The sequence below is a fragment of the Nostoc sp. genome (assembly GCF_036919495.1).
GTDB lineage: Bacteria > Cyanobacteriota > Cyanobacteriia > Cyanobacteriales > Nostocaceae > Nostoc.
On sequence record NZ_JBALBZ010000085.1, the window covers coordinates 67898 to 92105 of the forward strand.

Here is a 24208-nt window from a genome sequence, read left to right on the forward strand (position 1 = left end):
CTCCTTAAAAAAGAGAGAATTAGAGCAATCCTCTTCTTTCTCTTTACTTGACTGGAATAATTTCAAACTCGAAGGTACTAATCAAACGATCGTCAATATAGACCTCTATTATATGCTTACCAAGCGGATCGCCAGGAGCGATCGTCCAAAAATTTTCAATCACACCGTCTGGAGCCGACTGTGTACGGCGTGTCACAGATGTAGTGCCATCTGCTGATATTGAGAAGTCTTCACCGTTATCTGTACCCCAAGTTTCTGGAGGTTTTGGTAAATGCAAAACTTCGCGCCATTTCACTTCACCTTTGTAGTCTTTGAGTTTAATCCGCCATCCGTAGGCGTTTCCTTCCTGAAGTGGCACTCTTGTTGTCCGTAAAATGGTAACATTCCCTTTAGAGTCAACTCTCTTCAGCCCGAACTCGGTGTTACTAACAGTAATCTGTTTTCTATTCGTTGGCGCAGGAGATGAGATAACATTTTCTACCAAAACAGAAGTAGCGTTGATTGGCTTAGAACCTATGACGCCAAATATTAGCCAAGAAGAAACTAGCACAGCAGTAGTAGCCCAAATTCTCATTAGTATGGTTTTCCTGTCAGACTTTTGGTACTTATTCAAGTAATTTGACATGTTTTCCGGGCAAAGGCTATCTATGGTTGGAGAAAACTTTTACTGAGGCTTGACCGTATAACTTGCGTTAATTTGAGGCATTAATACAAACTGATTTGGTGATTTCGTGTCTGCTCAAGCCTCAGACAGTGACTTTATTGCTTTTAATATATTGTCTCAAAATAAGTTCCAACTAGCGCGATCGCAAAGCATCATAACCCATCACTACTTATCCCAAAAATTCTCAAGTATCAGGTGAAAGAGTCAGATTTGGTGGGTGATAGAGAATGGTTTTTAGAGTTAACCCGTCAACTGCATAAAAGTAGAGCGATCGCTGTTGGGGGTATACTCAGACAGTATAGGCGCGAATTAGAGGAGAAAAACCAGACAAACAACTAGTGAATGACTGGGATATGCAAAGTAGCTTCACTCGAAATTAGTAAATAAATTCGAGGAGCAATTTATAAATTATTAAAATAAATTGGTTAAGGTATAAGACTGAGCGATTTAAACTGTCCTTAAAAAATCACCTCATACTGACTTCACTGTTACTGCTAGCTGTAATCCCAATGCATCCAGTAATTTCCTCAGACAATAAAATTCAATTTGTCGTTGCTCAGACAACATCAAGTCGAGTTGCCCATAGCATTGCTTAACTTGCGCTGAAAACTGATCAATTCCACCCTGTGCCTCAATTACATTCTTCAGTGCTTTTCCTAACATTTTATAATCGCCCTCTTCTAGAACTACTTCGATATAAGATGCTGCTTCTAATGGATCTTGGAGATGTTTAATTAGTCCTTCGTGATAGCTTGCACTTTTAGGCATTATCTCTATTCCTATAGTCTTTCCAATATTCCTGAGCTTTATCAACATCTTGTTTCTGAGTACTTTTATCTCCACCACATAAAAGAATAATAATTGTTATACCTTCTTGTCCAAAGTATATGCGTTAGCCTGGCCCATAGTCGATTCTCAATTCAGAAACACCTTCTCCAACTGACTTACAATCACCTAAATTACCATCTTCAACTCGGTCAAGTCTGGCTCTTATTTTAGCTTTTGCTCTTCTATCTCGCAGAGAATCAAGCCACTCATCAAAAATATTTTTTCCATCTACTGTCAGATAATTTCTAATTTCTCTTGGTTGCACTTCCATGATTCTTTGGACAAGTCTAGTTATAAATCATGAAATAATTCATAGTTTTCTCGCCGCCAATCTTTGACTCACCAACTCAGCCCCTAAATGTATCGCAGCTTTCATACTCGTAGCATCAGCAATTCCCTTACCTGCAATATCAAATGCTGTTCCATGATCTGGTGAAGTCCGAACGAAAGGAAGACCAATGGAAGTATTAACTGCCCGATCAAACGCCATCAGCTTCACAGGAATTAAGCCTTGGTCGTGGTAAAGTGCCAAGTAGCCATCAGCAGGGTTTTGTACTAAAGAATTTCCATACCAAGCTTGACCAGGTTTAACCCACATCGTATCTGGCGGTATCGGGCCATCTAGTTGCAATTGTGGTCTATTTTGCCGTTCTTGCTCCAACCAGGGAATTAACCAATCTTGTTCTTCATGTCCCAATTGCCCTTGTTCGCCACTGTGGGGATTCAAACCTGCGATCGCAATTCTCCCATTTTCTATCCCAAAATCTTTCTCCAAACACTCCACCAGCAAATCCAATTTCTGTGTCAGCAACTGCGGTGTCAATGTATCAGCTACTTGACGTAGGGGAATATGTGTGGTTACTAGTATTGTGCGGAGTGTCCAATTAGTATGGGGCGATCGCGCTACAAATAACATCCCAAAACGGTCAACACCTGATTTTTCTGCCAAAAGTTCCGTTTGCCCTGGATAATTATACCCGGCGGCTTTCCAAGCAGATTTAGCGATCGGCCCTGTAACAATAGCATCAAATTTACCAGCCAGTGTTTGAGCGATCGCACATTCCATATACGCAAAACTAGCCGCACCACTGGCCGCATTACCTATTCCTAAAATAATTTGACCTTTAATTTCTTCATCCAACTGCACATCAATAATTGACAACTCGTCTGGATTTGCCAAAGCTGCTAAATTATCGATTAAATTCAGTTTGTGATAAATCTGTACCAGCAAATCCCGGTTTCCCACCACTGTAACGTCATATTTTTTACTAATTTCCGGTTCCGCTAAAGCTTTCAAAATCACCTCCGGCCCAATTCCTGCCGGATCTCCCAACGTCAACGCCAAACGCGGGCGATTTTTTTTGGTAAAATTCACTAGATTATCTAAATTATTTTGATACATAAAATTTATTCATAATTATTATCATCAAACTTTTTCCCCATCCCCCTGTTCTCCGGCTCACAGTAGGGATTGCCCCCCAAACCAGTAGGGATTACTTGCTAAACTAGTTTAAGATTATTTACACAGGTCTAATTCTACAGCAACAATTCAAGAGCTTCTGATAGACCTAGTTTACACACACTAATTTGCATAAGGAGAATCACACCAATGGGCGGCGAACTTTTGAATGCAGCTATATTGTCCTTCGGTTTAATCTTCGTAGGCTGGGGCTTAGGCGCGTTGTTACTAAAAATTCAAGGCGGAGAAGAATAATCCCTACGGTAATTGGCTATTGAGAGGGAAGAGGTTATCCTCTGCCTTGAAAAGTTCTGTTCGCCCCAATCTGGCGTTCATACTTTTCGCTAACAGGGAAAAAGTCTGTCCGTTTACCGGACAGCAATTTTCCTATGAGTCTGTCCATAACAAACAATTTTCTTAGAAAAAATGTAAAGTTTTGTTTGCATAGGTTATTCTGATAACATTCTTTTCATAAAACAATAAAATTTATTACAACCCTCATGACATTATTAATCGTCGGTGCCACTGGCACCTTAGGAAGACAAGTGGCTCGTCGTGCAATCGATGAGGGATATAAAGTACGCTGTCTTGTCCGAAGCAGTAAAAAAGCAGCTTTTCTCAAAGAATGGGGTGCAGAACTCGTACCAGGAAATTTACGTTACCCCGATACTTTAGCCGAAGCTTTAGTTGGTGTAACCCAAGTTATAGATGCCTCAACATCTCGTCCTACAGATTCACTGAGTATCAAACAAGTAGACTGGGACGGCAAAGTAGCATTGATTCAAGCAGCAAAAGCAGCAGGTGTAGAGCGTTTTATTTTCTTTTCGATATTAGATGCTGATAAATACCCAGAAGTGCCCTTAATGGAAATTAAGCGCTGTACAGAACTCTTCCTGGCTGAGTCTGGCTTGAATTATACCATCTTGCGGCTAGCTGGGTTTATGCAAGGATTAATCGGTCAGTACGGGATTCCTATTTTGGAATCACAGCCAGTTTGGGTGACTGGTAATTCTTCTCCCATTGCTTATATGGATACTCAGGACATTGCTAAGTTCGCAATGCGTGCATTGAGTGTGCCAGAAACGCAAAACGAAACTTTTCCTGTAGTCGGTACTCGTGCGTGGAGTGCAGAAGAAATCATCAACCTGTGCGAACGTTTATCTGGAAAAGATGCCAGAGTAACACGGATGCCAATAACCTTGCTGCGTGCTGTGCGCGGCTTAATGCGCTTCTTTCAGTGGGGATGGAACGTAGCAGACAGGCTAGCATTTACAGAAGTATTGGCTAGTGGTAAAGAGTTAAATGCTTCAATGGATGAAGTATACAAAGTTTTTGGCTTAGATCCGCAACAAACCACAACCCTAGAAAGCTATCTACAAGAGTACTTCAGCCGAATAATGAAGAAGCTCAAAGAGTTAGACTACGAGAAAAATAAAAATAAAAAGCAGAAACCTAAAAAAACTCCTTTTAAACAGTCTTCAAAAGCCAATAGTCAATAATCATTACAAAACAGACATTAGTCATAAAAGTCTAGACTCTGGATATTTGACTCTAGATTAATGACTACATGACCAAAATGTGTAAGGATTACATAATACAGAGCATCGCCTAAAATTGGATATTTGAGTGTGCCGAAAGCAGGCATTATCTACAATGACGTTAAACCGATAGCTGGCCGTGTCGCTATCGAGTTGAAAGACAAGCTAACCGCAGCCGGTTGGGATGTGTGTGTCACATCGAGTATCGGTGGAATATTGGGCTACTCTAACCCGGAGAGTCCTGTATGCCACACCCCCATTGACGGTCTAACACCCCCTGGTTTTGACTCGGATATGGAGTTTGCAGTGGTGTTAGGGGGAGACGGCACTGTTTTAGCAGCGTCTCGTCAGGTTGCTCCCTGTGGTATTCCACTGCTAACAGTGAATACCGGCCACATGGGATTTTTGACAGAAACCTTCCTGAATCAATTGCCCCAAGCACTAGAACAGACAATGGCGGGTGAGTATGAAATTGAAGAACGAGCCATGCTCACCGTCAAAGTGTTTCGGGGAGATTCAGTGCTGTGGGAAGCCCTCTGCTTGAATGAAATGGTTCTGCACCGCGAACCTTTGACCTCTATGTGCCATTTTGAAATTGCCATAGGGCGTCATGCGCCAGTAGATATTGCAGCAGATGGTGTGATTGTTTCTACGCCTACTGGTTCTACAGCTTACTCATTGAGTGCTGGTGGCCCAGTTGTCACCCCTGGCGTACCTGCTTTACAGCTAGTACCCATTTGTCCCCATTCCCTAGCTTCTAGAGCATTAGTATTTCCAGACACTGAATCGGTCAACATTTACCCAGTCAACATTCCTCGGCTGGTAATGGTGGTGGATGGTAATGGTGGGTGCTATGTACTACCAGAAGATAGAGTATATATGGAGCGATCGCAATATAGTGTGCGATTTATTCGCCTGCAACCGCCTGAGTTTTTCCGAATTCTACGAGAAAAATTAGGTTGGGGTTTACCACATATTGCTAAACCAACTTCGGTAGAATTGCCGTAGTTAGGAGTACAGACGCCATTAATCGCGTCTGTACAAAAGTTAGGAGTTATTTCTCCCCTTTTATCCCATTTTCCTCCTCCCCACTACCCAGTTCGGTGATTTCCTTCCAGAATTCCTGGTGTCAAGATAGGATTTGGATTTAGTTATTAAGATTGCATCGGAGAATTCGATGGCTGACACCTGAACGTGCTAAAAGATCCTTAGCAGCGTGTCAAATCAGGATTTCTCGATCATTAAAAACTCGTAATTGCACTTCTACCTGATGTAAAGATTTTCTCTGGAATATCTTTACAATCCTAAATCCAATATCCCAAATTGTTATGACAGTTGCTCCAAGTCCCTGTGTTTTGGTGATTGAAACCGATGAGAGCCTAGCAAATCAGCTTTCTTGCGATTTGCAAGAGGCCGGCTATGAATCAATTTTGGCTCATAATGCAACCAGTGGTTTACAACACTGTCGCGATCGCCAGCCTGCTTTAATTGTTTTAGACCGGATGCTAGCAGGAGAATCAGGACTCTCATTGTGTAAAAATCTAAGAAGCACTGGTATGCGATCGCCTGTATTGATTTTAATGGCAAGGGATACAGTCGATGATCGTGTAGCTTGTCTAGAAGCAGGAGCGGATGATTATATCCTCAAACCTTATCGCTCAGAAGACTTTTTGAAGTTGATTCGGCTCTACTTAAAACCTGATGTGGATACCACGGAGCAGTTACGCTTTGGGGATCTAATTTTAGATATGGCAACTCGCCGTGCTATACATAGCGGGCGGGCAATTGACTTGACAATGAAAGAATTTGAGCTATTAAAATTCTTAATGGAACATCCGCGTGAAGTACTAACCCGCGAACAAATTTTAGAAAACGTTTGGGGTTACGACTTTCTGGGTGAGTCCAATGTAATTGAAGTGTACATCCGCTACTTGCGGTTAAAAATTGAAGATGAAGGACAAAAGCGCCTTATTCAAACGGTGCGAGGTGTAGGGTACGTTTTGAGAGAATCTTAGTCCACTCTCTACAAGACGATACGCGTAGCTTGCTTCGACCTAGGAGTACGCTTAGAGCGAGTCAGACGCTCCTACGTCGCTAAGGCAACGCTTACGAGCGTCGCGGAAACACAAAGTGTCCTTACTTCAATCCTACCTTGCATAAGGTGTGGGTTACTCCTGCCTCCTGAAAGGACGAATAAAAGCCGTGAGTTTTTTAGCTTAAATTCTGTAAAATTGAAATCTAAATTACAAAATCAAAAATAATTATGATTCATCGACTAAGTTTGCTCTCAATGTTGCTGAGTATTTTACTTATGGGCTGTTCTGTGCCAACAACAGCTAAATCTCCCAGCCCCACGTCTAATTCTCAAACTCCAGCACCAGAGAATTTAGGTCAAAAACTACCAATTTCTGCTAAAGCCATTGTTCCTAATGGCACAACGATTAATTTAGAAGTGGCACAGACACCACAACAGCAAGCAATGGGGTTGATGTATCGACCAGCTTTGCCAGATGATCGAGGGATGTTGTTTGGATTCCCTTCACCACAATCGGTTAGTTTCTGGATGAAGAATGTACCTGTGGCCTTGGATATGGTATTTTTACAAAACGGAGTCGTTAAATATATTCAGGCTGCTGCACCTCCTTGTGCTAGTGAGCCTTGTCCTACCTATGGCCCCAATACACCAATCAATCAGGTGATTGAACTTCGCTCTGGCAGAGCTGCCGAGTTGAAGTTGAAAGTGGGCGATATTGTCAAAATTAAGTCTTGAGACTTCGGTGCTTTGCGGAGATAAAGATTTGGATAGTTGCTCTGTTCAGAGTCTATACTATCGAAATCTATGTTTTTTTTGTAAAAAATGGCACGTCTTATGGAAAAAATTCATCTGTAACGCTACTATTTAAAAACTGTAGTAATAATGTAAAATTCTACTGTCTCCAACCTGAAATCGCAGTCTTAAGGTTTGGCAAAAATATTCCCTTGGGCGCAAGTGTAAATAGTCGCCAATAAGAGAGTATAGGCTATGGAATTTTTGTTACTCCATGTGTAATTAAATAACGCACAAAAGTAAACAAAATGGAGCCAATTTAACTGAGTAAAAATACTGCTTGACAATTGAGCAGATAATTTGTAAGAAAATTTTTATTTTTCAGAGTTTCTATGAGAAGCCTTTGTTAAAGGCAAATCACAAAAACTCTGCTGGGGTGTATAGCCGATAACGGCAAAGTGACAGATAAAATACTGGCAACTGGCTACCAAGCAATGGTGAACTGATATATGACAATACATTCTGCACAAGGAGGTGAGACACAAATGCCACAATCAAAATATTCTCGACTGATTAATTTTTTGCAAGAAGATTTGGCAATTTCCACAGCATCGCTGGCGGTGGCGCTTCGGCATCGGGAGCAAGACCCAGGCCCTTTGGCAATGATTCTTTGGCAGTATGGTTTGATTACTCTAGAGCAGTTAGACCAAATTTATGATTGGCTGGAAACGGCATAGTCATAATAATTTTGGATTTTGGATTTTAAATCAAAAATCTCTAATCAAAGGCTGTGATCAGAATCTGAAAGAATACTATTTATCACAATTCAGTATCATGCTAAGTTGCCAAAATTAGTCTTGTTTGGTGTCAAATAATTTATGCGGCTGTCTTCAGAGCAGATAATACTATTTAGAGCAACTTGGTATAATTTATGAGAATTGGGGCATGTCACATCCACTCTACCTTGTGCAAAGGTTGTATAGGTTTATTAACTTTGGCGGTTTCTATTCATTTATATACAAATTAAAAGAGCGAGTTGATGATTTAACTCGCTCTTTTGATTTAATGCTCAGTACTCAAGACTGACTAAATACTTTAACTGCTGCCGCGATACCAGATCCAGGGGTAAAGTCTTCGTATCCAAGTTCTCTTAGGGTAACTTCTAAGGATGCTATACAGCTAAGAATATCGCGATCGCTCACAAAACCCAAGTGACCAATGCGGAAAATCTTATTACTCAAATGGTCTTGACCACCTGCTAGGGCAATATCAAAGCGTTTCTTCATCACTGACCGAATCTTATCCGGTTCAATTCCTTGTGGTGCTACAGCCGTAATTGCCGGACTGGCGGAACTATCTGCTGCAAACAGGGGTAAATTTAACCCTTGAATGGCGGCGCGGGTAGCATTTTTCAGCCGTTCATGTCGAGCAAATATTGACTCCAAACCTTCCTCTTTCATGATTCGCAACGTAGTGTGCAGCGCTACGATCAAGTTTACAGGCGGAGTAAATGGAGTTGTATTTTTGGCTGTGGCTTTGCGATATTTGCCTAAATCCAAATAATATTTCGGTAACTTCGCAGTTTTGTAAGCTTCCCAAGCTTTGGGGCTAACAGAGACAAAACCCAATCCCGGTGGAATCATATAACCTTTTTGGGAACCGGAAGCGACTATATCCAAGCCCCAAGCATCCACAGGTAGATTGAACGCACCCAAGCTAGTGACGGCATCAACGATAATTAAAGCTTCACCGTGTTCTTTGACGTGGCGGTTGATGGTTTCTAAATCATTCAACACACCCGTTGAGGTTTCGCTGTGGGTGATGATTACGGCTTTAATTTGCTTTTGAGTATCTGCTTGGAGTTTTTCGGCGAATACTGCGGGGTCTAAGGGTTTTCCCCATTCCACCTTAACTTCTTCTACATTCAAACCGTAGGCTTGACCAACTTCTACCCAGCGTTCGCCAAATTTACCATTAGAACCAACTAAAATGCGATCGCCTGGAGAGAGAAAATTAATTATTGCAGCTTCTACAGCACCCGTACCACTGACATTTAGCGTTAGCACATCACTTTGAGTTTGGTGCAACCACTTGAGGTTTTCCGTTACCTCTGCCAATATGTTGCTAAATTCACTGGTGCGGTGTCCAATCGGATGCTTGGCTAATGCCAGTAAGGCAGCTTCTGGCACCGGGGTTGGGCCTGGAATCATTAGCATCAGCTTGTCGTTCATGTGTGTATCCTAAAAATCAAATAAAAGTCAAAATTGTGGGAGTTGGTTAAGTCTGATAGCAAATTCTAGATATTCATCTACATAATTCCACTCAGTTCGTCACCAGCCTTGTTGTATATTTTCCAAATCAATAGGAAAAGCATTGTGGGAGTTAATGATCGGTCAGCTTGACCTTTGCAATTTATACGAGACTCCAACTCAGATAAAACCTCTGTTCCAGGCAATCTTACCACACACCTAGACAACAGGTTAAGGCGTTTACTCGTAGGGGAGCGGCTATTTTAACCAAAGGTGAAACGTCTATCTAGATGAGGCATAAGTATAATAAATTCTTAAATATTACCCATAATCCGCCTCAGTTGTTTTTATATAACCACGCTAAATCGTTTTGAATATCGCGGGAAGTGTCGGTGAGAAAGCTGTGTTTTGCTTCAACCAAGGAAGTAACCGCCTACACTATGCGGAAGGGTTGGATGTCGCCGTTTGCTAAGAGATAGAAGATACCTAACCCAAACTTTTCAATCTGCTTGGGTCGAGCATTTGTTCTTCGGTTGCCATCCTCTAAAGAATACTTTTATCCATTGATGATCTGATAATTTATTTCCCTTCAAATCGCTTCGATGTCAATATTAAAAGCTTATCTGGCTTAATCAATGGCGATTTTTTACTGATGCTTTCCGGTTCGTTTGCAGCCATTTTTGATACAATTATGCTGCTACTTGCTGCACATTTTGAACCTGTACTCAGTGGTAAGCGATAGCTAATGAACTATAAGTTTTTATACTATACTTAGAAAATTGCTACAATCGTGCTTAGTCTTGTTAGTTACTATTCATGATGAGTCGTTTTTAACTAGTGTTCAGTTCATAAACTGTCACTCACCAGATCCCCGGTATTCTTGCAAAAGAGATATTCTTAGTTAGTGCAAGGAGTGATACCATTTCACCACATGTTTGTCACAAGTTATCCCCGCAATGCTCCCTAATAAGGGGGCGTTGCAGATTTCAAATGTTGCATCAAACAAGTGAGTTGGTATAAGCTTTTACGAGGAAACGCTTGAGTGAGCAAAACTCTCAAGCGTTTTTTCGTGTATAAATAAAACAGTTCAACTCTCTGGAAGATAATACAGATGTTTTTAAATACACATGTACCAGAGAAATAAACTACTGTTATAAAAATTGTTGCAACACATATTTAATGACTTTAGCATTTGTGCATTCCATCAAAACTTTTTAACCAATTCTGGGGGTTTAAATCCCCCGCTTCTAACAAGCCGCAAGTATGTTAGGCAGGATCTAAATCCCCGTTTCAAAACTTAATTACGTTAGCGCAGCGTTAGCGACGCAGGAGCGTCATTACAAATTATTTTAAGTAACTGGACGTACCACACGAATTAGTTTTCCTTGCAACGGTTCTTCTGCTGTCACAGTCTCATGTATCCGTGCTGCAAACTGTTCCCAATTACGATTGTTCGTGCAAACAATAATACCGAAGTGGTTAGAATTACAACGATGCAAACTGATAAAATCAACTCTGTTGATAGTTAATATTGAGCGTTCTTGACTTATGGCAAATGCTACTACTTCCTCATCAGGTATACCTTGGTCTGCATTTTCTGCTTCTTGAATGAACTGTCAAAACATCATGTCCCAAAGCGCGTAATAATTGCACAACTGAAAACGGAAACTGCTCATCTGCGTAAAACCGTACCATCAACTAGACAACCTCATTACGCTCAATTGCCAATTCGATTTCGTCGGGATGAGCTTCTGCATATACCCAAGCATTAGCTAAATCTGTAGCTGTAATGGTTGGATAGCTCGTCAAAAGGTCAGCATCACTATATCCAAGACGGCGAGCTTCCACAAGTACCCAAACGGGAATACGAGTTTTAGCAATGCAAGCCTCTCCACCACAGACTCTAGGAGTTTTTTCAATTCCTTGCCAATGGTTGCCAAGACTTTGAGCAAGTAAATGTATAGCTTGCAATTTTTCACGCTTGTCTGAGGGCAAGAAATTGTTGTTCTAACTCTTTGAGTGTCACGGATGTAAATCCTCTGATGTTATGTCAGGCTAAATTTACAATTTTATCGATTGCTAAGTACAACATTTCATTAAGAATTCGTAGCGAATTCTCTGCGTGCCTCTGCGCTTCCCTCTGCGCGACGGCAGTCGCTACAACGGGGAGCCACTGCGGTGGACGGGTTCCCCGGCATAAAGCAAGTGGCGTGGGAACCCCCGCAACGCGCTGCCTCCCCTTTGCGTTTAAATTTAAACCCTCAATTCGCCACGATTTAACCTAAAGCTGTACTTAGCTAACTACAAAATTCACCAACTTTCCAGGCACGACAATTACCTTTTTAATCTCCTTACCTTCGATGTAACGTTGGGCAATTTCTGATTCACGGGCATATTTCTCCAACGCTGCTTTATCTGCTTGTGCTGGTACTTGAATCGAGCCGCGAGTTTTGCCCATAATTTGAATCACTAAAGTGATTTCATCAGCTACCAAAGCAGCCGGGTCAAATGACGGCCAAGTTTGAGTGTGAACTGAATTACTTTCACCCAATAAATGCCACAATTCATCAGCAATATGTGGTGCAAATGGTGCGAGTAACATCACCAAAGTCCGAATACCTTCTGCGTAAATTGGTGAATTTTTCCCATCGGCATCAGTTAAAGCATTACTCAACTTCATCAATTCGGAAATAGCTGTGTTGAATTGATATTCGTCTTCCAAATCTTCCGTCACCGCTTGAATAGCTCTGTGAATCGCCCGTCGCAATTCTTTTTCTCCCTTAGTTAAATCAGCGAGTTGGGCTTGCTTACGGGATACCCCAGCCGCAACATAATCTGTCACCAAACGCCAAACCCGATTTAAAAAGCGGGATTGTCCTTCTACATCGGCTTCATCCCATTCCAGGTCTTTTTCTGGCGGCGCTTTGAATAAGATGAACATTCGCGCTGTATCTACACCATATTTAGCAATTACATCTTCTGGTGCTACACCGTTGCCTTTTGATTTAGACATGGTGGCATAAACGAGTTGCAGTGGTTCACCTGTCTTAGGATCTCGTGGTTCATCTGGGTCTACAAGATTAAAGGGAACCCACTTATCTTTACCACTATTATTAGGATTTGTGTAAGTTAAACCTTGTACCATACCTTGAGTTAACAGGCGTTGGAAGGGTTCATCAAAGTTTAACAAACCTCTGTCCCGTAGTACCTTAGTAAAGAAGCGCGAATACAACAAATGTAAAATCGCGTGTTCAATTCCACCAACGTACTGATCAACTGGCATCCAGCCATTGATTTTACTAGAATCGAAAACCTGTTGTTCATTCTTAGCATCAGGGAAGCGCAAGAAATACCACGAGGAATCAATAAAAGTATCCATCGTGTCAGTTTCCCGCTTCGCTGGAGTGCCGCAAGTTGGACAAGGCACATTTACCCAGCTTTCCAACTGAGTTAAAGGTGAACCGCCGCGTCCAGTAAATTCCACCTCTTCCGGCAACTGGACTGGTAAATCTTTGTCAGGCACAGGCACTATCCCACAGTTGGGACAGTGAATTACAGGTATGGGTGCGCCCCAGTAACGTTGCCGCGAAATTAACCAATCCCGCAAGCGATATTGCACCCGCACTTTCCCAAAACCTTGTTGTTCGGCGTATTCAATGATTGCTTGTTTAGCATCTGTGGAAGTCATACCAGTAAAAGCCCCAGAATTAATTAAAATTCCTGGTTCAGTGTATGCCTGGTTATATTCAATTTGGATGAGTTGTGTGACTTCATTAATCTCTGATGTTGGAGTTAAGTCAAAACCTGCAACATCATCTGGGGAAGCGATGACAAAATCAATTGGCAAATCGTAATTTTTAGCAAACTTAAAATCTCGGACATCGTGGGCTGGTACACCCATCACTGCCCCAGTACCATACTCATACAGTACATAGTCAGCAATCCAAATCGGCACTTCTTCCCCTGTAAATGGGTTAATTGCCACCCCTCCTGTGGAAATACCCCGCTTTGGTTTGTCTTCAGCAGTACGTTCCAACTCACTTTGATTGGAAACCTCTTTAATAAAGGCTTCTACCGCCGCTTGTTGTTCTTTTGTAGTGACACGCTTTGTTAAGGGATGTTCTGGTGCTAATACTAAGTAACTGACACCATAAACGGTATCTGGACGTGTGGTGTACACGGCGATTTTTTCATCTATCCCAATGATGGGAAATTCTAAGTAAGCGCCTGTAGATTTGCCAATCCAGTTTGCCTGCATCAATTTAACGCGTTCCGGCCAACCTGTTAACTTATCCAAGTCATTGAGTAATTCTTCGGCGTAATCGGTAATCTTGAAAAACCATTGTCGCAATAATTTGCGCTCAACTATTGCGCCACTGCGCCAAGAACGTCCTTCGTTATCGACTTGCTCATTTGCCAATACAGTTTGGTCAATAGGGTCCCAATTTACTGCTGCTTCTTTTTGGTAAGCTAACCCCGCTTGCAAAAACTGCAAGAAAATCCATTGTGTCCACTTGTAATAATCGGGTGAACAAGTAGCAAGTTCACATTCCCAGTCAATGGATAAACCAAGACGCTGCAATTGTTGCCGCATTTGGGCCATATTCTGATAAGTCCACTTTGCTGGCGGTACACCACGGTCAATGGCGGCATTTTCTGCTGGCAAGCCAAAGGCATCCCAACCCATTGGATGTATTACTCGATACCCTTGCATTCTTTTAAGGCGGGCAATCACATCGGTAATCGTATAATTACGGACGTGACCCATGTGTAGGCTGCCCGATGGATAAGGGAACATGGATAAAGCGTAGAATTTTGGCTTGTTGCTAGCTGTCGGTGTTTTATCTAAGCCAAGTTCTACCCATGTTTTTTGCCATTTTTCCTCAATCGCTGCTGGGTTATATCGAGAATCAACAGAATCACGTAATTCCAATGGTTTCATGCCTGTTACACTTTACTTCTACTAATTTTTTAGTATTTGACCCTTACTAGTACATTTGAGCCACTATTTTGAGGGAATTATCTGTATAGTAATTTTCTAATTTAATTTACAAAATCAATTTACTATTTTTTTCTACCCCCTATTCCTATCTATCTTATATCCGTGACTAAAGCTAATATAGGAATCGTATTTGATTTCTGAAATTATCTACGTGGGCAGGGAGTGGGGAGTGGGGAGTAGGGAGTAGGGAATTAGGCTTTTCGATCTATCTGTACTGAGCTTTTTCAGAAATCAAACATTATCCCTATAGTAATTTTATACTACAAAAGGGATACTTCAAAACTATTGTGATTTTGTGTCCCTATCTTTACGATTCCCAATGCAATACCTATACTTGCATGCCAATCGAGAAATTTTTGTAACCTAAATATCCCCCACAACTTTTACGAAGTGGGGGATCTTGTTTCTCAGCAATGACTCAGGATTCCTAGATTAGGCTAAATCAAAAAGTAAGATTTCGCCGCCGATGTTGGTGCTAATTTCTAGCTGTTCTTCGCCGTTGATTTGCACTCCATCGCCTGCTCTGAGTTCTTCACCATTTAAGTTAACTATACCTTGGGCTATTTGTAACCAGGCATAGCGATCGCGTTTAACTTGATAATTAACAGCATCACCTGACTCTAAAACAGATGTGTATAAATCAACATCTTGGTGAATTGTCACAGCACCATCGCGCCCATCTTTAGCAGCAATTAAGCGGAGTTTGCCGCGCTTTTCTTCCAGAGGAAAAGCTTTTTGTTCATATCTTGGTGTCAACCCTTCTTCATCGGGAAGAATCCAGATTTGTAACAAGTGTAGTGGTTCATCTGGTGAAGGATTAAATTCACTGTGGCTGATTCCAGTTCCAGCGCTCATAATCTGTGCATCACCAGGACGAATTACTGACCCAGTACCCAAGCTGTCTTTATGCTCTACAGCACCTTCTAGGACATAAGTGAGGATTTCCATGTCACGATGGCTGTGAGTAGGGAATCCAGCACCAGGGGCGATGCGATCGTCGTTAATTACTCGCAGAGAACGAAATCCCATGCGGTTGGGATCGTAAAAACTACCGAAGGAAAATGTGTGATAACTATCGAGCCAGCCCATTTTAGCGTGACCGCGGGCGTTTCTATCATGAATTAGATGGCTAATTGTATTTTGAGACATATATTTACCTTGTTGTTAATCAGTATTTAGAGACGCGATGAATTGTACAAGAGACGCGATGAATAGCGTCTGTACAATAGTTAGGAATCAGAATGGAATTAGCATAATTTTTCACAAAGCAACTAGCTTATTGAAGTTGAAGTATTAATCTTGAGATATCGCTTGTCGAAAATATTCTGAAATTTTTTGACCTAGTTTTGAGCTATTTCAATAATAAAGTATATACATATAAAATGAAAAGTACGCACTTAAAAGTGACGTACTTACTAAAAAGATACTACTAGATTTAAGAAAGACTACTTTTCTCAAAAGTGCTTATTTTACAGAAACAGGTATCTTTTGAGTTGTAGTAGCACTTGCTTTGCCATTCTCTGCCTTAATTTCTGCTACTTGCAGATGAGCTTCTAAGAACCAGAGGCGTTTGTCAATGGTACGGGAAATTTCGGTGTAAAGGTCGGCAGTGTCGAGATCGCCTAAGTCATCTGTTTTATCGATCGCTTCACGGAGATGTTTAGCATAGAGTGCATAACGATCTGACAAAGCTGTTACGTGATCTTTACCATCCAAAATATCTAAGGGATATTCTGGCAAAATTGAATTCCTAGCTGCGGCGCGGGCTGTTCCAAAAGCGTATCCGCCTAAAGCTGTAACGCGTTCAGCGACCATATCAATGTATCCTTCTAATTCCCCAGCAAGCTCATCAAATAATAGGTGTAACTGGTAAAAGTCAGTACCTTTAACATTCCAGTGCGCTTGCTTTGCTTGAGTTTTTAAATCAGAAGTAGCTGCTAAAGTTTGGTTGAGAAGTACCACGATTTGCACTCGCGCTTCGGCGGGAATATCAATGCGGGTAGGGTACAAACGTGATGCAATACTGTTGTCGCTCATGATTCTACGTTGTTAATGCCTTTTATATCTAACTCTACAGAATTGTTTGATTGTGCGAAACTCTCTGACGATGGATTGAATTAACGCCTGATTATGTTAAAGTTTATTACTATTAGTTAATGCGATGGTTTTCTATGGTATTAAATGTACCACCGAAAAGGCGTAGGCGCAGCCCACCGCAGGCATCGCGAATAACATCATTGTGCAAAAAGTCATGGGGAAAACCTAGTTCAATTTGACTCACTTCATTTAAACGTTGCAAATGTTCTGGCAAGATGGTGATATTTAAAGAAGCTAAATTATCTTGAAACTGCGTTAATTTACGTGCCCCAATTATCGGAATAATCACACCACTTTGAGCGTGTAACCAAGCTAATGCTATTTGTGAAGGTGTGTGTCCAATTTCGGTTGCAACTTCACTGACAACTTGAGCGATCGCTAAATTCCGTTCTGAAATAGTTCCAAACGCTGGATTTACTAATCTTCCTTGTTCGCTAGCTAGTCTCTTGAGGAGGCTGATTATACTTACCTGTAAGCACACCACCACCCAAAGGCGACCACGGTGTTACTGCTAAATCCAAGGCTTTAGCCATCGGTAGCAAGTCACGTTCTGGTGTTCGTTGAATTAAACTATACTCAATTTGCAGGGCGACAAACTGCGTCCATCCTTGGTATTGAGCGATAGTATTTGCTTGGGAAACGATCCAAGCGGGTGTGTCAGAAATACGATGTAAGGGACTTCCAAGAAATAAATTATTCCAAGAAACGAACCACAGAGACAAGGCAGCGCGGTCTTGGGGGTTTCCCCCATGAGCGACTGCCGCGCAGAGAACGCACAGAGAAGAAATAGAGAGAGTTTTTGCCTCAGTTTTGGAACATTTTTTTATTTGGAAGTCCCTTAAGTACTTTTCCTTGACGGACTACATCATCAAGCGATCGCAATACTTCTTCAATAGGTGTTGTGAAATCCCAAGCGTGTAACCAGAATAAATCAATATAATCAGTATTCAGTCGTTTCAGGCTACCTTCTAAAGACTGGATTAAGTTCTTGCGATGGTTTCCACTGGCGTTAGGGTCGAGACGACATTATGCGTATTTAACAAATGAAATTTTATTTTGGCTGAGGTGAATCGGATTATTTAGCACTGCATTACTGAAGCAAGAGCGATCGCTACGGTTTTCTAAGCTAAAATACCAAAGTTGTATTTATACACATCTGACAAGTCAATTATTTTTATGAATTACTACGTAATCTACGATGGGAATTGTAATCTCTGCGTTACTCTAGTGCAATTGCTAGAAACCTTAGACCAAGGAAAGCTGTTTCGCTACAGTCCTATGCAAGATGATCAGACACTTTTACGGTGGGGAATTACAGCCCAAGACTGTGAACAGGGGGTGATTTTAATTGATGGTAATGAACCTCAGAGACGTTGGCAAGGTAGTAATGCAGCTGAAGAAATTGGGCGATTATTGCCAGCAGGAAGTATATTTGTAGACGCTTATCGAGCATTACCGGGGATGAAATGGGCAGGCGATCGCTTTTACGAACAAATCCGCGATAATCGCTACACCATATTTGGTAAGCGTTCTAATACATATCAATCGGCATACTGTGTGGATGGTAGCTGCAAGCCGTAGGTAGTAAAGGTGAGGGTATTCGTCTGAGGCAGGGGAATGAGGGGAAACCCTATAAATAAATGTATTGGCTCGAAGACAAGTACGCATTATTTATCGTCGCACTTTCCGCTCAAAATAAATATTTTTTCCTTAAGCATAAATACATTTATTAGCTCGTAACCCTAGACTGCTGGGGAATTCCAGCATCTTTCTCCCCCTGCCCCCTGCCCCCTGCTCCCCTGCTTCTTTGGTCATTGGAGAGAATTTATTTTGGTCAAAAATCCGCCTACAGATGCTAGCTAAAAGCCCGGTAGACCAACCATTATGCTATCTGGCGTGTTTGTAAATATTGTGCAATCAATGACATTTGCGATCGCCTATGGCGGGCGGGTACGCCATCGCGCCACAATTCGGCACAACAAACTGGAACTGATGGGAGGATACTGCGTGAGAATAGGTGCTAACTACTTGGGTGACGGAGAGTGTGAATTTACAGTTTGGTCTCCGCTATTAGATGGTGTCACGGTACAAATTTTGACGCCAGAACAGCAGTTAATTCCGCTCAAGCCTCAGTCTGAGGGATACTGGCAAACGAAAGTCAACGATGTATATCCAGGTACGCTTTATCGGTATGTCTTAAATGGGCAAGATGCTTTTGCCGATCCTGCGTCGCAGTATCAACCGGAAGGGGTGCATGGGCCGTCGCAAATTGTCGATCAACACTTTGATTGGACTGATGAAGGATGGACTGGGATTCCTGTAGAGTCGATGATTTTCTATGAAGTTCACGTTGGGACTTTCACGCTTGAAGGAACTTTCACCGCCATTATTCCCCGCTTACCGGATTTAAAAGAACTGGGAATAAACGCCATTGAAATCATGCCGATCTCCCAGTTTCCGGGAGATACCCATATTGAAGCAACTCTTGCATACCGCAACTGGGGTTATGACGGCGTTTACCCTTATGCTGTACAAAATTCTTACGGTAGCCCAGCCGAACTGAAGCAACTAGTAAATGCTTGTCATCAACACGGAATTGCCGTAGTGCTGGATGTGGTGTATAACCACTTTGGGCCAGAAGGCAATTATATGAGTCAGTTCGCGCCCTACTTTACTAAAACCTATAAAACGCCGTGGGGCGAAGCGCTGAATTTCGACGATGCCCATAGTCAGGGTGTGCGAAATTATTTTATCGAAAATGCGCTTTACTGGTTGCGCGACTTCCACATAGATGCATTGCGGCTGGATGCCATTCAAGCAATTTACGACTTGGGGGCGAAGCATTTTCTGTGGGAACTAGCGGAAGCAGTTCATCATTTTTCACAACAAGGGCAAAAATGGAAACGCCATTTAATTGCCGAAAGTGACCTGAATAATCCACAAATAATTCGTCCAGTAGAATTGGGTGGATATGGTCTTGATGCCCAGTGGAGTGATGATTTTCACCATTCATTGCACGCACTGTTGACAGGCGATCGCCAAGGATATTATCAAGATTTTGGGCAAACTGCTCAGTTGGCAAAAGCTTATGAAGATACTTTTGTCTACGATTGGAAGTACGCACCACACCGCAAACGATTTCATGGCGTATCTTGCAGCGATCGCCCCCTATCACAATTTACAATCTGTATTCAGAATCACGATCAAATCGGCAATCAAATGAAAGGAGAACGCCTCAGCCAGCGAATCTCTTTTGAGGGATTAAAGTTAGCTGCTGGGGCTGTGCTACTGTCGCCCAACTTACCCCTGTTGTTCATGGGAGAAGAATATGGCGAAACAGCACCTTTCATTTACTTTGTTAGTCACTCCGATCCAGATTTAATTCAAGCAGTTCGAGCCGGACGCAGAGAAGAATTTGAAGCATTTCACTTCGCAGATGATCCCCCAGATCCCGAATCGTCAGAAACTTTCCTAAAGTCTAAACTCAATTGGGAATTACGCAATGACGGTAAGCACAAAGTTCTGTGGGATTGGTATCGCCAGTTAATTAATTTACGCAAGACGCATCCAGCACTTTTGAATCAAGACCGCAACTCCATCAAAGCGACTAACGATGAAGAAAAGGAGTTGGTAATTGTGCGTCGTTGGTGCGAATCAAGTGAACTAATTTTTGTGATGAATTTCAATTCGTCTCCAGTGACAGTGACTCTGCCGTTTGAGCAAAATGCTAATAAATTGTTAGACTCTGCTGATACCTCATGGTCTGGGCATGGTTCTGAAGCTCCTGAACATCTGTCTGTGGGTCAAGAAGTAAAATTACAATCTACTAGTTTAGTACTCTATGAAAAAGGATGAGGGGGAGAGTTAGAACTTAAAGTTTCAAGCAAAAAGGCTTAACGTTCGAGTAAAAAGGCTTAACTTCGAGCAAAAAGGCTTAACGTTCGAGCAAAAAGGCTCAACCTTCGAGCAAAAAGGCTTAACGTTCGAGTAAAAAGGCTCAACCTTCGAGCAAAAAGGCTTAACGTTCGAGTAAAAAGGCTCAACCTTCGAGTAAAAAGGCTCAACCTTCGAGCAAAAAGGCTCAACCTTCGAGTAAAAAGGCTCAACCTTCGAGCAAAAAGGCTTAACGTTCAAGCAAAAAGGCTCAACGTTCAAGCAAAAAGGCTCAACCTTCGAGCTAAGAGGTTGTTTGAAAAATGGTTGACTGTGATGTTAGGCACTTATTGATCTCCCCTAACCCCCCTTAAAATTTACCCCACCCTAACCCTCCCCTTTACAAGGTGAGGGAACTAGATTTCCTGTTTCCCCCCTTGATAAGGGGGGATTAAGGGGGGTAATAACCCAAGTTGCTACCGAGAGAGTACTTTTCAAATATTCTCTAAAAGGTTCAGCGTTTACCCTCAAAACCTCATCCCCCTTACTCCCCACTTTGTACAGACGCGATGAATCGCGTCTCTTCCATTCCCCACTTAAAAAAAATATGCGAATTCCTACCGCCACTTATCGAATTCAGTTTACACCTCAGTTTGGCTTTGACAACGCCAAAGCGATCGCAGCTTATCTAGCAGATTTAGGTATTTCCGATTTGTATGCTTCCCCCATTTTCAAAGCACGATCTGGGAGTACACACGGCTACGATATAGTAGATGCCACTCAACTTAACCCAGAACTCGGAACTAATGAATCCTTTGATGCATTAGTTAGTGAAATTCAATCCCTTGGTATGGGCTGGTTACAAGATATTGTGCCAAACCACATGGCCTATAGCAGCGAAAACGATTACTTGATGGACGTATTGGAACACGGCCCAGATTCCAGTTATACCGACTACTTCGATCTTTCTTGGAATGCTCCCTTTGGCGATCGCCAACAACGAATTCTCGCTCCTCTACTGGGAGATTTCTATGGTGCATCTCTGGAAAACGGACACATTCAACTGCAATACGAACAAAACGGTTTAACTGTCAACTATTACAGCTTAAAACTGCCACTCCGGTTAGAATCTTACACAAAATTTATCACTCATAATCTGGGTAAACTCACCCGTACACTGGGACGCAATCATCCCGATTTTATTAAGCTATTGGGGATTCTCTACATTCTCAAAAATGTGCCCTCAGAAGTTGCAGGAAAACAGCGACAAGACCAAATCGCATTTATTAAAGGATTGGTTTGGGAACTCTATAATTCAAACGATGCCATCCGCGAGTTCATTGATGAAAATCTCCAAACATTCAACGGCGAAGCCGGTAATTCAGAAAGCTTTAACCTCCTAGATGAATTACTGAACGATCAGTTTTACCGTCTCGCCTTCTGGAAAGTTGGCGCGGAAGAAATGAACTACCGCCGTTTCTTTACTGTCAATGAATTGATTTCCGTTAAAGTTGAAGAAGTACGGGTTTTTAATAATACCCACAGCTTAATTCAAAAGCTGGTTGAAGAAGGCAAATTTACTGGTTTACGGATTGACCATATTGATGGACTTTATAACCCAATCCAGTATCTCGAAAGGCTGCGAGAAAAGGCGGGAGATGTTTATATCACCGTCGAGAAGATTTTAGAACTCACCGAAGAATTGCCGGAAAACTGGGCAATTGAAGGAACGTCTGGATATGACTTTCTCAACTATGTAAATGGCGTATTTTGTCAAACAGAAAATGAATCATCCTTCGATAAAATTTACCAGAACTTTATTAGCTCAAGAGTAGATTATGCCTCAGTAGTGAAGGATAAAAAACACTTGATTTTAGAAAAGAATTTAGCAGGTGATATTGACAATCTGGCACTTCTATTAAAGAATGTTTCCAGCAAATATCGTTATGGCAATGACTTTACACTGAATGGATTAAAAAGAGCGATCGCCGAAGTTTTGACACTGTTCCCAATTTACCGTACCTACATTACACCCGATGGAATTGGAGAAAGCGATCGCGCTACCATTCAGAAAGTAATCGATCAAGCCAAAGAACAAACGCCTCTGTTGCAGAACGAACTGACCTTTATTGAAAAGTTAATGCTGTTAGAGTTTGATAATTCTCTAACTCAAACAGAACGCGAACAGTGGATATATTTTGTCTTACGGATGCAGCAATACAGTGGGCCGTTAATGGCAAAAGGCGTAGAAGACACCACATTATATGTTTACAATCGTTTGCTATCGCTGAATGAAGTCGGGGGAAATCCTGGTCATTTTGGCATCGACTTAGCCAAATTTCATGCCTTTAACAAACAGCATCAAGAAACCTGGCCTCACACAATGAACACCACAGCCACCCACGATACCAAACGCGGCGAAGATGTGCGGGCCAGATTGAACGTCCTCTCAGAAATCCCCGATGAATGGGATCAGCAGGTAAATACCTGGAGTGCCATAAATCGAGGACATCGTAGCCATCGCCACGGGTTCGCTATGCCCGATCGCAACGACGAGTATTTTCTCTATCAAACCCTGGTAGGGGCGTTTCCTTTTGCAGAACACGAACATGCATCCTTCGTGGAACGGGTGAAAGACTATATAATTAAGGCAATTAGAGAAGCGAAAGTGCATACAGCATGGTTGCGACCTGATAGTGAGTATGAAGAAGCTTGTACCTCTTTCATTGAGAAAGTACTCGATCCTTCTCTCTCCGGGGAATTTCTAGAAGCCTTTCGTCCCTTTCAAGCGCGAATTGCAGAGTATGGTATCTTCAATTCCCTTTCCCAAACTCTACTGAAGATTAGCGCTCCCGGCGTACCCGATTTATACCAAGGAACAGAACTTTGGGAACTAAGCCTAGTCGATCCAGATAACCGCCGCCCCGTGGATTTTGAACAGCGACGCACCTACTTAAGCGCCATCCGCGAACAAGTGAAAACCGACATTCTGGCTTTAATTCAAAAGTTGCTGAGTGATAAAACCGACGGCAGAATCAAACTGTTTTTAACGGCTCAATTACTCCAAGCCAGAACAAACTATGTCTTATTATTCCAGGACGGCGACTATCTGCCCTTAGAAGTTCAGGGAACCTACGCCAATCACATAATCGCCTTTGCGCGACGGGAAGGGAATCAAACAGCGATCGCGATCGCGCCTCGCTTTTTAACAAACCTCATCCAGCCAGAAGAAAACCCCTTAGGCGAGTCAGTATGGCAAGATACGCACCTGCTATTACCCCCTGGAACTCCCTCCACCTGGAAAAACGTCATCACTCAACAACCCTTACAAGCCACACAAACCCTATCTATCGGATCTGCCCTCGCCCATTTCCCAGTCGCCCTATTAGTTAGTAGTGCCGAGTAAAGAGATAAATCCGTCTTACGCTCGACAATTCAAATCATGTGTAAAAACCCATGAAAACCTAACCCCCTAACCCCCTTCCCGACACGGGAAGGGGGAAAATTCAAATGTCTCTCTTTTTTTAGGCTACGGTGTACACACAAGTCGAATTACCCCCCTTAATCCCCCCGATATATTGGAGGGAAACCGGAAATCTAGTTCAATCCCCCCTTATAAAGGGGGGAAACCGGAAATCTAGTTCAATCCCCTTATAAAGGAGGGGAACCGGAAATCTAGTTCAATCCCCTTATAAAGGGGGGAAACCGGAAATCTAGTTCAATCCCCTTAT

Annotated in this window: 20 protein-coding genes and 3 pseudogenes; 10 read left to right on the forward strand and 13 right to left on the reverse strand. The window is 42.2% G+C overall.

Annotated elements, in window-relative coordinates; genetic code table 11:
- Nucleotides 1–43: 43 nt before the first annotated feature.
- Nucleotides 44–574, reverse strand: coding sequence for a hypothetical protein (locus V7K25_RS12440; RefSeq protein WP_335158305.1), 531 nt, complete (start codon nucleotides 572–574; stop codon nucleotides 44–46).
- Nucleotides 575–835: 261 nt separating this feature from the next.
- Here V7K25_RS12440 and V7K25_RS12445 point away from each other — a divergent pair, with 261 nt between their 5' ends.
- Complete coding sequence (locus V7K25_RS12445; RefSeq protein WP_335158352.1) at nucleotides 836–1003, forward strand: protein rep; 168 nt, start codon at nucleotides 836–838, stop codon at nucleotides 1001–1003.
- Nucleotides 1004–1135: 132 nt separating this feature from the next.
- Here V7K25_RS12445 and V7K25_RS12450 read toward each other — a convergent pair whose 3' ends face one another.
- The 3 genes and pseudogenes from V7K25_RS12450 to pdxA form a co-directional block, all read right to left on the reverse strand.
- Complete coding sequence (locus V7K25_RS12450) at nucleotides 1136–1432, reverse strand: helix-turn-helix domain-containing transcriptional regulator (RefSeq protein WP_335158307.1); 297 nt, start codon at nucleotides 1430–1432, stop codon at nucleotides 1136–1138.
- Nucleotides 1425–1763: pseudogene (locus V7K25_RS12455) on the reverse strand (type II toxin-antitoxin system RelE/ParE family toxin). The gene V7K25_RS12450 and the pseudogene V7K25_RS12455 overlap by 8 nt, the downstream one beginning before the upstream one ends.
- Before the next feature lie 39 nt (nucleotides 1764–1802).
- Complete coding sequence (gene pdxA / locus V7K25_RS12460) at nucleotides 1803–2894, reverse strand: 4-hydroxythreonine-4-phosphate dehydrogenase PdxA (protein WP_335158308.1); 1092 nt, start codon at nucleotides 2892–2894, stop codon at nucleotides 1803–1805.
- Nucleotides 2895–3101: 207 nt separating this feature from the next.
- Here pdxA and petM point away from each other — a divergent pair, with 207 nt between their 5' ends.
- From petM to V7K25_RS12490, 6 genes are all read left to right on the forward strand, one after another.
- The gene (petM, locus tag V7K25_RS12465; RefSeq protein ID WP_335158310.1) at nucleotides 3102–3206 is read left to right on the forward strand and encodes a cytochrome b6-f complex subunit PetM; all 105 of its coding nucleotides are present in this window, start codon (nucleotides 3102–3104) and stop codon (nucleotides 3204–3206) included.
- Nucleotides 3207–3451: 245 nt separating this feature from the next.
- Nucleotides 3452–4450, forward strand: a complete 999-nt coding sequence (locus V7K25_RS12470; protein WP_335158312.1) for an SDR family oxidoreductase — start codon at nucleotides 3452–3454, stop codon at nucleotides 4448–4450.
- Between the two features lie 129 nt (nucleotides 4451–4579).
- Nucleotides 4580–5497, forward strand: coding sequence for an NAD(+) kinase (locus V7K25_RS12475; protein WP_100900722.1), 918 nt, complete (start codon nucleotides 4580–4582; stop codon nucleotides 5495–5497).
- Between the two features lie 320 nt (nucleotides 5498–5817).
- On the forward strand, nucleotides 5818–6504 hold the full coding sequence (nblR, locus tag V7K25_RS12480) for a response regulator transcription factor NblR (protein WP_335158315.1): 687 nt from the start codon (nucleotides 5818–5820) through the stop codon (nucleotides 6502–6504).
- A gap of 248 nt (nucleotides 6505–6752) precedes the next feature.
- Nucleotides 6753–7259 (forward strand): DUF192 domain-containing protein, encoded by a 507-nt coding sequence (locus tag V7K25_RS12485; RefSeq protein ID WP_335158317.1) that lies wholly within the window; start codon nucleotides 6753–6755, stop codon nucleotides 7257–7259.
- 506 nt (nucleotides 7260–7765) lie between these two features.
- Nucleotides 7766–7993, forward strand: a complete 228-nt coding sequence (locus V7K25_RS12490; protein ID WP_335158319.1) for a DUF2949 domain-containing protein — start codon at nucleotides 7766–7768, stop codon at nucleotides 7991–7993.
- 339 nt (nucleotides 7994–8332) lie between these two features.
- On the opposite strand, the gene V7K25_RS12495 is transcribed toward V7K25_RS12490, so the two are convergent.
- The 9 genes and pseudogenes from V7K25_RS12495 to V7K25_RS12530 form a co-directional block, all read right to left on the reverse strand.
- Nucleotides 8333–9487, reverse strand: coding sequence for a pyridoxal-phosphate-dependent aminotransferase family protein (locus V7K25_RS12495; protein ID WP_335158321.1), 1155 nt, complete (start codon nucleotides 9485–9487; stop codon nucleotides 8333–8335).
- A gap of 1367 nt (nucleotides 9488–10854) precedes the next feature.
- Nucleotides 10855–11115: a DUF5615 family PIN-like protein gene (locus V7K25_RS12500; RefSeq protein ID WP_335158354.1), complete on the reverse strand. Its 261-nt coding sequence runs from the start codon at nucleotides 11113–11115 to the stop codon at nucleotides 10855–10857.
- On the reverse strand, nucleotides 11078–11200 hold the full coding sequence (locus V7K25_RS31605) for a DUF5615 family PIN-like protein (protein ID WP_442948083.1): 123 nt from the start codon (nucleotides 11198–11200) through the stop codon (nucleotides 11078–11080). Before V7K25_RS31605 ends, V7K25_RS12500 begins: the two co-directional genes overlap by 38 nt.
- Before the next feature lie 3 nt (nucleotides 11201–11203).
- A complete protein-coding gene (locus tag V7K25_RS12505) occupies nucleotides 11204–11500 on the reverse strand; it encodes a DUF433 domain-containing protein (protein ID WP_442948084.1) in 297 nt (98 codons plus the stop codon).
- Nucleotides 11501–11798: 298 nt separating this feature from the next.
- A complete protein-coding gene (gene leuS / locus V7K25_RS12510; RefSeq protein WP_335158323.1) occupies nucleotides 11799–14447 on the reverse strand; it encodes a leucine--tRNA ligase in 2649 nt (882 codons plus the stop codon).
- A gap of 492 nt (nucleotides 14448–14939) precedes the next feature.
- The gene (locus tag V7K25_RS12515; RefSeq protein WP_335158325.1) at nucleotides 14940–15656 is read right to left on the reverse strand and encodes a pirin family protein; all 717 of its coding nucleotides are present in this window, start codon (nucleotides 15654–15656) and stop codon (nucleotides 14940–14942) included.
- A 315-nt stretch (nucleotides 15657–15971) separates the two neighbouring features.
- Nucleotides 15972–16544: a DNA starvation/stationary phase protection protein Dps gene (gene dps, locus V7K25_RS12520; RefSeq protein ID WP_335158327.1), complete on the reverse strand. Its 573-nt coding sequence runs from the start codon at nucleotides 16542–16544 to the stop codon at nucleotides 15972–15974.
- A 112-nt stretch (nucleotides 16545–16656) separates the two neighbouring features.
- Nucleotides 16657–17269, reverse strand: a pseudogene (locus V7K25_RS12525) (aldo/keto reductase); the annotation flags it as partial.
- 178 nt (nucleotides 17270–17447) lie between these two features.
- Nucleotides 17448–17621: pseudogene (locus tag V7K25_RS12530) on the reverse strand (aldo/keto reductase); the annotation flags it as partial.
- Nucleotides 17622–17780: 159 nt separating this feature from the next.
- Here V7K25_RS12530 and V7K25_RS12535 point away from each other — a divergent pair.
- From V7K25_RS12535 to treY, 3 genes are all read left to right on the forward strand, one after another.
- Entirely contained in the window at nucleotides 17781–18185 is a 405-nt protein-coding gene (locus V7K25_RS12535; RefSeq protein ID WP_335158329.1) for a thiol-disulfide oxidoreductase DCC family protein, read from the forward strand.
- A 426-nt stretch (nucleotides 18186–18611) separates the two neighbouring features.
- Nucleotides 18612–20459 carry a malto-oligosyltrehalose trehalohydrolase gene (treZ, locus tag V7K25_RS12540; protein ID WP_335158356.1) on the forward strand — a complete coding sequence of 616 codons (1848 nt, stop codon included), beginning with the start codon at nucleotides 18612–18614 and terminating at the stop codon, nucleotides 20457–20459.
- Nucleotides 20460–21084: 625 nt separating this feature from the next.
- A complete protein-coding gene (treY, locus tag V7K25_RS12545; RefSeq protein WP_335158331.1) occupies nucleotides 21085–23883 on the forward strand; it encodes a malto-oligosyltrehalose synthase in 2799 nt (932 codons plus the stop codon).
- The last annotated feature ends 325 nt before the right edge of the window (nucleotides 23884–24208 follow it).

Excerpts from the sequence above, each read along its gene's own strand:
- treY (WP_335158331.1), top strand. The coding sequence starts at position 21,085 with ATGCGAATTCCTACCGCCACTTATCGAATTCAGTTTACACCTCAGTTT.
- V7K25_RS31605 (WP_442948083.1), bottom strand. The coding sequence starts at position 11,200 with ATGGTACGGTTTTACGCAGATGAGCAGTTTCCGTTTTCAGTTGTGCAA.
- V7K25_RS12485 (WP_335158317.1), top strand. The coding sequence starts at position 6,753 with ATGATTCATCGACTAAGTTTGCTCTCAATGTTGCTGAGTATTTTACTT.
- V7K25_RS12535 (WP_335158329.1), top strand. The coding sequence starts at position 17,781 with ATGAATTACTACGTAATCTACGATGGGAATTGTAATCTCTGCGTTACT.
- petM (WP_335158310.1), top strand. The coding sequence starts at position 3,102 with ATGGGCGGCGAACTTTTGAATGCAGCTATATTGTCCTTCGGTTTAATC.
- V7K25_RS12515 (WP_335158325.1), bottom strand. The coding sequence starts at position 15,656 with ATGTCTCAAAATACAATTAGCCATCTAATTCATGATAGAAACGCCCGC.
- nblR (WP_335158315.1), top strand. The coding sequence starts at position 5,818 with ATGACAGTTGCTCCAAGTCCCTGTGTTTTGGTGATTGAAACCGATGAG.
- pdxA (WP_335158308.1), bottom strand. The coding sequence starts at position 2,894 with ATGTATCAAAATAATTTAGATAATCTAGTGAATTTTACCAAAAAAAAT.
- leuS (WP_335158323.1), bottom strand. The coding sequence starts at position 14,447 with ATGAAACCATTGGAATTACGTGATTCTGTTGATTCTCGATATAACCCA.
- V7K25_RS12490 (WP_335158319.1), top strand. The coding sequence starts at position 7,766 with ATGACAATACATTCTGCACAAGGAGGTGAGACACAAATGCCACAATCA.
- dps (WP_335158327.1), bottom strand. The coding sequence starts at position 16,544 with ATGAGCGACAACAGTATTGCATCACGTTTGTACCCTACCCGCATTGAT.
- V7K25_RS12450 (WP_335158307.1), bottom strand. The coding sequence starts at position 1,432 with ATGCCTAAAAGTGCAAGCTATCACGAAGGACTAATTAAACATCTCCAA.
- V7K25_RS12470 (WP_335158312.1), top strand. The coding sequence starts at position 3,452 with ATGACATTATTAATCGTCGGTGCCACTGGCACCTTAGGAAGACAAGTG.
- V7K25_RS12440 (WP_335158305.1), bottom strand. The coding sequence starts at position 574 with ATGAGAATTTGGGCTACTACTGCTGTGCTAGTTTCTTCTTGGCTAATA.
- V7K25_RS12495 (WP_335158321.1), bottom strand. The coding sequence starts at position 9,487 with ATGAACGACAAGCTGATGCTAATGATTCCAGGCCCAACCCCGGTGCCA.